The organism is Dactylosporangium sp. NPDC005572 (genome assembly GCF_040605515.1).
Classification (GTDB): Bacteria; Actinomycetota; Actinomycetes; order Mycobacteriales; family Micromonosporaceae; genus Dactylosporangium.
The window spans coordinates 1-4,350 of record NZ_JBEXCY010000400.1; the positions used below are offsets into that span (position 1 = coordinate 1).

5 protein-coding genes are annotated in these 4,350 nt (G+C 76.0%); 2 read left to right on the forward strand and 3 right to left on the reverse strand.

Annotated features, from left to right (window positions below):
- Positions 1–6: 6 nt before the first annotated feature.
- Positions 7–129, reverse strand: coding sequence for a KR domain-containing protein (locus ABZS66_RS60780; protein WP_354773978.1), 123 nt, complete (start codon positions 127–129; stop codon positions 7–9).
- A gap of 149 nt (positions 130–278) precedes the next feature.
- On the opposite strand from ABZS66_RS60780, the gene ABZS66_RS60785 reads away from it, so the two are divergent.
- Positions 279–995, forward strand: coding sequence for a hemerythrin domain-containing protein (locus ABZS66_RS60785; protein WP_354773980.1), 717 nt, complete (start codon positions 279–281; stop codon positions 993–995).
- Positions 996–1,008: 13 nt separating this feature from the next.
- On the opposite strand, the gene ABZS66_RS60790 is transcribed toward ABZS66_RS60785, so the two are convergent.
- A complete protein-coding gene (locus ABZS66_RS60790; RefSeq protein ID WP_354773982.1) occupies positions 1,009–1,683 on the reverse strand; it encodes a hemerythrin domain-containing protein in 675 nt (224 codons plus the stop codon).
- An 89-nt stretch (positions 1,684–1,772) separates the two neighbouring features.
- Here ABZS66_RS60790 and ABZS66_RS60795 point away from each other — a divergent pair, with 89 nt between their 5' ends.
- Positions 1,773–2,864: a helix-turn-helix transcriptional regulator gene (locus tag ABZS66_RS60795; RefSeq protein WP_354773984.1), complete on the forward strand. Its 1,092-nt coding sequence runs from the start codon at positions 1,773–1,775 to the stop codon at positions 2,862–2,864.
- 33 nt (positions 2,865–2,897) lie between these two features.
- Here ABZS66_RS60795 and ABZS66_RS60800 read toward each other — a convergent pair whose 3' ends face one another.
- Complete coding sequence (locus tag ABZS66_RS60800) at positions 2,898–4,310, reverse strand: hypothetical protein (RefSeq protein WP_354773986.1); 1,413 nt, start codon at positions 4,308–4,310, stop codon at positions 2,898–2,900.
- Positions 4,311–4,350 lie beyond the last annotated feature (40 nt).

The window sequence follows — 4,350 nt, forward strand, 5'->3', positions numbered from 1 at the left end:
CCATCCTCATCGGCGCATCGCTCGGCGGCGTGACCTCCCTGGGAGCAGGGTTGCCGCGCCCCGCTGGACCAGGGCGGCCGCCGCCGCGCCGCCGATGCTGCCGGTCGCGCCGGTCACCAGTACCGTCATCGTGATCGCTCCTTCAGGGTCTTCAGGGTCTTCAGGGCCTTCAGTGGGTCAGGTGCCCACACTGTGCGCACGGGCGCTTGGCGCGCGCTTGAGGTGCGGCCCCCAGCCGGCCTCAAGCGGGACTCAAGCGGCCCACCGAACCTGGGGCCATGACACAGACCAATGCGCAGATCAAGGAGCAGCTCCGGCTGCCCGGCCAGGCCGCGGCCCCCGGCGGCCCGGTCGACCTCACCGGGATGTTCGGGATGCACTGGGCGTTCCGCCGCGACCTCGACCGGTTCGTCGCCGCAGTGGCCGCCACGCCGGTCGGCGACCGGGCGACCTGGCAGGCCCTCCAGCGGCGGTGGGAGCTGTTCCGCCGGGTGCTGCACGACCACCACACCGGCGAGGACGCCGGGCTGTGGCCCGCCCTGGCCGCGAAGGCCGACGCGGCGGGCCGGGCCACCCTCGCCGCGATGGAGGAGGAGCACCACGGCATCGACCCGCTCCTCGTGGCCGTCGCCGAGGGCCTGGCCCGGATGGCGGCCGCCGCCGACGCGGACGCGCGCGCCGCCCTGGAGGTGCGGGTGGTCGCGGCCCGCGAGCGGCTCGGCGCCCACCTGGCGCACGAGGAGCGCGACGCCCTGGAGCTGGTGCAGGCCCTGCTGAGCCCGGCCGAGTGGCACCACATCGAGCGCAAGTACTTCCAGCAGTCGAAGTCCCCGCGCCAGCTCGCCGAGGTGGTCGGCTGGGCGCTGCACGACCTGCCGCCCGGCGCTCTCGACCGGATGCTCACCCCGGCGAACCCGTTCCGGGTCGCGTGGCAGCTGTTCCTGCGCCGCCCGTTCGCCCGCCGCGAGCGGGTGGCCTTCCGGTACGCGTCCTGACGGCCGGCGCGCCTCAGCCCAGGCGCAGGGCGGTGCGCGCCTGGGCCGCGTCGGCGGCGGCGAGGACCTGCTCCGCCACGCCGGCGACCGACTCCCGGACCGCCTCCGGCGCGGCGGCGAGGCCGGTGAGCCAGCCGAGCCGGGCCGGGCCGTCGAGGGCCGGCAGCATCCAGCGGATCGAGGTACGGGTCACCGAGGCGGGGGTGGCGGCGAGGAACCGCGCGCGGCAGGCGACCAGCTCCTCGTCCGTGCGGACCTGCCAGATCGCCGCCATGATCGCGGTCTCCTCCTCGTGCAGGTGGTGCAGCATGGTGCCGACGTACCGGGCGAGGTCGCGGTACCAGGCGAGCCCGGCCGCCGGGTCGGCCCCGGTGCGCAGCGTGGCGAAGCGGTCCGCCAGGTCCGCGAGGAGGTCGTCGAGGTCCCGGTGGTCGTCCTCGGGCAGGGCGAGCGCGGCCTCGTGGCCGTCGAGGAGCCGGAAGATGTGGTTGTCCTCGTGCTCGGTGTGGCTCTGCAGCAGCTCGGCCATGGCGTCCCAGCACGCGCCGAGCTCGGCGCGCCCGGCCGGGTCGCTCCAGTCGGTCGCGCCGGCGCGGACGGTCAGGTCGAACAGGCCGGCCCGGATGGCCTTGTGGATTGCGGTGAAAAGGTCGACACGCGTGGCGTGCGAGGTGGCAGTCGAGGTCATGCCCGGCAACCTACGGCGGGCCGGCGACGGGTCGCCATCCCTTGTTCACGGGGGTAGGACCCGTCGGCCTGACCAGCGATAATCGCGGCATGAACCTGCGGCAGGCGGTCCGGCGGCTCGCCGCCGGCGACGGCGACCTCGACGCCGTCCGGCGGGGGCTCGACGCGCTGCTGCGCGGCGCCGTGCGGTACGACATCGCCGCCATCTCGACCGTCGACCCGGCGACGATGCTGTGGACCAGCTGCTACGTGTCGGGCGTCGAGGAGGAGGGGTCGCGCGAGCGCGAACGGACCCTCTTCGACCTGGAGTTCCGCGGCGGCGACAGCAACGGCTACGCGGAGCTGGCGGCCCGCGCGGTCCCGGTGGCGTCGCTGCACGAGGCGACCGGCGGCGATCTGTCGCGGGCCGAGCGGTGGCGCACACTGCTGCGCGGGCTGCGGGTCACCGACGAGCTCCGCGCGGTCCTGCGCTCCGAGCAGCAGTGCTGGGCCACCCTGACGCTGTACCGCACCGGCGCGGCGCCCCCGTTCACCGCGCACGACGTCGCCCTGGTCGCGGACGCGGGCGGCGCGATGGCCGAGGTCTTCCGGCTGGCCCTGCTGCGCGCCGCGCTGCGCGTCCCCGCCGGGCTCGAACACCCGCCCGGCATGCTGCTCGTCGAGCCCGACGGGACGGTGGGCCAGGTGTCCGCCGCCGCCGAGCGCTGGCTGGGCCTGCTCGACGACCGGGGCCGGGTCCCGGCCGTCGTCCAGTCGGTGGCCGCCGCGGTGCGGGCCGGCGACCCGATGGCGCGGGCCGCCGTCCCGAGCCGGTCCGGCCACTACGTGGTGCTGCACGGGTCGCCGGTCGCGGGCACCGGGACCGTCTCGGTGATCATCGAGGGTGCCCGCCCGATCGTGGTCAGCGACGTCATCGCCGGCGCCCACGGGCTGACCGCCCGCGAGCGCGACGTGACCGGCCTGGCGGCGCTGGGCCGCAGCACCCGGCAGATCGCGGGTGAGCTGGGCATCTCGCCGTTCACGGTGGCCGACCACCTCAAGCATGTGTTCGCCAAGGTCGGGGTCCGCAGCCGCAGCGAGCTGGTGGCCGCGATCTACCACCGGCACTACGAGCCGCGGGCCGACCGGGGCGCCCACCCCGGCCCGTACGGCTGGTACCTGGACCAGAACGTCGTGGCCTAGCGGTCGCCTCCAGCAGTCGCTGTAGGCGTCGCTTTAGAAGTCGCCGCTGGAACGCAGGTCGGTGAGCCAGCGTGCGAACACCGGCAGGTCCCAGGCCGCGGCGAGGGCCGCCGCCGCGTCGGCATGCCGGGTCGCCAGGTCGCGTTCGCCGGTCGCCGCAGCGGCCAGGGCCAGGTACGCGTCGACCGGCCCGATCGCGCCGCCGGAGCCCGCCGCGGCGACGCGGCCGGCGAGCGGGGCCAGCTCGCGGTAGACGGCGGCGGCGAGGGCGGGCCGGCGGGCGACGTACGCGGCGTGGGCGGCGACCGACAGGTCGAAGGAGCCCGACCAGGTGCCGCCGTCGGGCACCCACCCGGTGGTGTCGAGCACCGCGCCGGCCTCGTCGGCGTGGCCGGTGCGGGCCAGCACCAGCAGCAGCATCGCGGTGGACAGGTCCGGTACCGCGGCGAACAGGGCCCGGGCGACGGGCAGGAACTCGGCGGCGCGCCCCTGCCAGAGGCGCACGAACAGCGGCAGGAGCCCGAACGACTCCTTCGCCGGCAGCGCGGTCCGCTCGGCGAGTGCGGCGCCCTCGGCGAGCAGCGCCTCGGCCTCGGCGAACCGTCCACGCATGGCCAGCCAGGGCGTCTGCAGGCCGGTGAGGACGAACAGCGGGTAGCCGAGCCGCAGCCGCTCGGCGCCGGCCCAGGCCTCGGCGACGTCGCGCTCCATCTCGGCGATCCGCCCGGTCTCCAGCCCGGCGACGGCCCGGAACGTGCGCAGGTGGACCCAGGCCGCCTCGTCGACCACGCCGCGATCGCCGCCTCCCCTGCTTTCGTCGGCGAGCGCGGCGTCGATGAGGCGCCATCGGCGGTCGGCGTTCACCGGCTGCCAGGTCGCCACGAACGCGGTGGTCGCCGCCCACGCGAGCAGCGCGGGGTCCCCGATCCGCCGGCTCATCGCGAGCCCCTCCTCGGCGAGCGCGTCGCGTTCCCGGCGCGCCGGCGCGTAGTGCAGCTCCCCGGCGAGCGTGAGCAGCGCCCGGCACCGCAGGTCGCTGTCGTGCTCGGGCAGCGCCCGCAGCACCCGCCGCAGCGCGTCGACCGCGGGCGGGTGCACGACGCCGCGGTCGCGGATCGTCCAGACCGATCCGTCGGCGGTACCGACGGCCGCCCGCCCCAGCAGTTCGGCGTCGCCCAGCTCGTCCGCGGCCCGGCAGGCCCGGTCGACGGCGTCGAGCTGCCCGTCGCGGTCCCCGGCGAGCCGGCAGGCCCGGGCGTGCGCCATGACGACCTGGTACCGCTGCGCCGCCCCGCACCGCGGGTCGAGCGCCTGCGCGGATCGTGCCGAGCAGAGCAGACCGGCCGCCTCCTCGTAGCCGTACAGGGCAAGCGCCCGGTCGGCCGCCGCGACGGCGGCCCGCCACCGCCCGTTCCCGCCACATCGGAAGAGCACACCTCTTAACACCAGTCACACGCTGAGATATATAGTATTACGTCATGTTCTT

What these genes read in the sequence shown, in the direction of transcription:
- ABZS66_RS60790 (WP_354773982.1), bottom strand. Translation starts at nt 1,683, where the DNA reads ATGACCTCGACTGCCACCTCGCACGCCACGCGTGTCGACCTTTTCACC.
- ABZS66_RS60785 (WP_354773980.1), top strand. Translation starts at nt 279, where the DNA reads ATGACACAGACCAATGCGCAGATCAAGGAGCAGCTCCGGCTGCCCGGC.
- ABZS66_RS60795 (WP_354773984.1), top strand. Translation starts at nt 1,773, where the DNA reads ATGAACCTGCGGCAGGCGGTCCGGCGGCTCGCCGCCGGCGACGGCGAC.
- ABZS66_RS60780 (WP_354773978.1), bottom strand. Translation starts at nt 129, where the DNA reads ATGACGGTACTGGTGACCGGCGCGACCGGCAGCATCGGCGGCGCGGCG.